This window comes from Actinophytocola sp., assembly GCF_035712165.1.
Classification (GTDB): Bacteria; Actinomycetota; Actinomycetes; order Mycobacteriales; family Pseudonocardiaceae; genus DASYTH01.
This window is the reverse complement of the sequence record NZ_DASTBH010000249.1, coordinates 1-2703: the sequence shown is the minus strand read 5'-3', so window position 1 is coordinate 2703 and position 2703 is coordinate 1. Positions and strand designations below refer to the sequence as shown.

Annotated in this window: 3 protein-coding genes; 2 read left to right on the top strand and 1 reads right to left on the bottom strand. The window is 72.0% G+C overall.

Features of this window, described 5'->3' with window-relative positions; translation table 11 throughout:
- Both VFO68_RS14270 and VFO68_RS14265 read left to right on the top strand, forming a co-directional pair.
- Positions 1 to 679: PEP-utilizing enzyme (locus VFO68_RS14270; protein ID WP_325158747.1), on the top strand; the 679-nt coding region annotated here is incomplete at its 5' end.
- Positions 676 to 1179: an HXXEE domain-containing protein gene (locus tag VFO68_RS14265; RefSeq protein ID WP_325158746.1), complete on the top strand. Its 504-nt coding sequence runs from the start codon at positions 676 to 678 to the stop codon at positions 1177 to 1179. The genes VFO68_RS14270 and VFO68_RS14265, both read left to right, overlap by 4 nt.
- On the opposite strand, the gene VFO68_RS14260 is transcribed toward VFO68_RS14265, so the two are convergent.
- A partial coding sequence (locus VFO68_RS14260) for a helix-turn-helix transcriptional regulator (RefSeq protein ID WP_325158745.1) occupies positions 1168 to 2703 on the bottom strand: 1536 nt, incomplete at its 5' end. The two genes, VFO68_RS14265 and VFO68_RS14260, sit on opposite strands and share 12 nt — an antisense overlap.

Sequence of the window (2703 nt, the reverse complement as noted above, 5' to 3'; positions counted from 1 at the left end):
GGCGGCACGCGCGTGGTGGCGTGGCTGGCTGGCCGCGTCCGCCCTCAAACGCGCGCGGCGCCTGCTGGGCCTGCGCGAGCAGGCGAAGTTCTACAACATCTTCGTGCTGGCCCGGGCGCGCGAGCAGATCTGGGCGGTCGGCCGGTGGCTGGCCGAGCGGGGGCAGCTCGCCGCACCCGACGACGTGTTCCTGCTTTACCTGCCCCAGGTGCGCGCCGCCCTGGCGGGCGTGCCGGTGCTCGATGCCGTGGAGGCCAACCGTCGCGAGTACCAGCGGGAAATGCGCCGCAAGCGGATCCCCCAGCTCATGCTCTCCGACGGGTCGGACCCGGAAGCCGATTCACCCGTGGCGGTGACCGGGGTGGGTGTCCTTGCCGGGACGCCGGTCTCGCTGGGCATCGCGACCGGGCGGGTCCGGGTGGTCCTCGACCCGGTCGGCGTGCGGCTGGACCCGGGTGACATCCTGGTGGCTCCGTCGACCGATCCCGGCTGGACTCCGCTGTTCCTGACCGCCGGTGCGCTGGTGATGGAGACCGGAGGGGTCAACTCGCACGGCGCGGTGGTGGCCCGCGAGTACGGAATCCCGGCCGTCGTGGGGGTGCCCGATGCCACCACCGCGTTGCACACTGGGCAGTGCGTAATTGTCGACGGCATGGCGGGGACGGTGAGCACGACATGAACCCCAGTACGGCCTGGCGGGGCTTCGCCTGGCTGGTGTGCCTGGCCACGCTGGCGCACAACACCGAGGAGCTGGCCACCATGCCCTCCTTCTACGAGCGGCACATGGGGCCGATGCTGTCCAAAGTGGACGTCACGGTGGCCACGGCGGTCAACGGGTTCCGGATAGTCAACATCGCGGTCAGCGTCCTCGCCATCGCGCTGACCGCGATCGGCACCCTGCGGAACAAGCCGCTGCTGCCCGCTTTGGTGGCGATGACGATGCTGCTCAACGTGGTCCTTCCGCATGTGCCCGCCGCGATCGCGGTGCGTGGGTACGCACCGGGCGTGGTCACCGCGGTCGTGCTGATCGCTCCGGTCTGCGGCGGTTTTCTCTGGTACCTGCACCGCCACGCCATGCTGACCATCAAGGCACTGTGGGGGCTCGCCGCCGCCGGCCTCGGGCTCATCGTGATAGTCCTTCCACCCTCTCTGCTGCTCGGCTCCTACCTAGCCAGATGAGGGCCCGGATGACGGCAGCGATTTGAGGGCCTCGGGTAGTTCGACCCGGCCCCGGATGCGCAGCTTGCGGTAGATGCTGGTGAGGTGGATCTCGACGGTGCGCCGGGCGACGAACAGCTCCCCCGCGATCTGCTCGTTGGTCCGGCCCGCCGCGGCCAGCCGTGCCACCCGATCCTCCCCCGCGGTCAGTGGGTTGCCGCCGTTGGCCCCGCCACGCAGCCGGGGCCGCCCGCCGGCCATCAGCAGCTCGTCCTCGATGCGCCGCAACAATCCGGGGGCGCCGCCGCCGAGGGCCAGCGAACGGGCCTCGCTGAGCACGGTACGAGCTTTGGCCGGCGACCGGCGCATCCGGTGGGTCCGGCCCAGGGCAAGCATGGTTCGCGCCCGCTCCATCGGCATGCCCGCCAGATGAAGCAGCCGCAGCGACTCGGTCAGGTCGTCCAGCGCCTTGCCGGGACGCAGCAAGGCCCTGCGCCGCAACGCGATCGCCAGCGGGCGAGGGCTGCCCCACCGCCCGGCCAGACGCACCTCCTCCTCCACGAGCGGGTACCCGTCCTCGCCCTGACCCAGCCGGTGCAAGGCCATCGCCGCGTCGGAGCGCCACGGCGCCACCGCCGGGTTGAGGCAGCCGATCCCCACCAGACGCCGGCCCGCCTCCTCCAGGTCGTCCAGCCCTCGCCGCACATCCCCGCCGGCCACGCGCAGATGCCCGCGCCGCGCCAGCCAGATGTGGCCCAACAGCAGCGGCCCGGGATCACCGGCCGCCCAACTTGCCGTCTCGGCGAGCAGGTCGGCGGCGGTCCCGCGGTCAACGGCGAGATCGGCCGCCGCGATCAGTGGTGCGAAACTCCAATGTTGCCAACGCTCTGGGCCGCCGAGCCGGCGCGCGGTGGCGACAAGCTCGCTCGCGCGGTCCAGATGGCCGCCGCGCAGCTCCACCAGGCCGCGCATCCAGGCGGCCAGGGACCGGCACAGCGGCGAGCCGCGGCACACCGGCCAGAACTGCGCCTCGGCGCAGAACCGCCGGGCGGCCTCCAGCTCGTCGCCCCACAGCAGCACCAGCCCACCGATCAACAGGCACAACCCGCTGTCCAGTCCGGGGCTCGGCGGCTGGTTGAGGGCCGCGCTGACGTCCTGGAGCACCGGGCCGCTCGGCTGGCCCGACAGTGCGCTGTGCAACGCGCGGGCGGCCAGAACCGTCCGAGCACCACTGTCGTCGTCGCCACCTGGATCCGGGATTCCGTAACGGGGATAGGTCTTGTCAAGGACCGTCGCGTCACCGAGCGACACGAACAACAGCTCGGCTCGCAGCCGCCCGACCATAGGGTGGTCCGCCGGCAGACAGGTGCATACCAGCTCCGCCTCCAGGACCGCCGCCGCGTCGGTGGTGCGCCCGTTGAGCAGGTACGCCTTGGCCAGGCCGATGGCCGCGCGCACGCGGGCTTGCGGGTCGGCCTCGCCCTCCAATCCAGCACGCAGATGGCCGAGTGCGGCGGCCGGGTCGTACAGCAACTCCACCAGGCC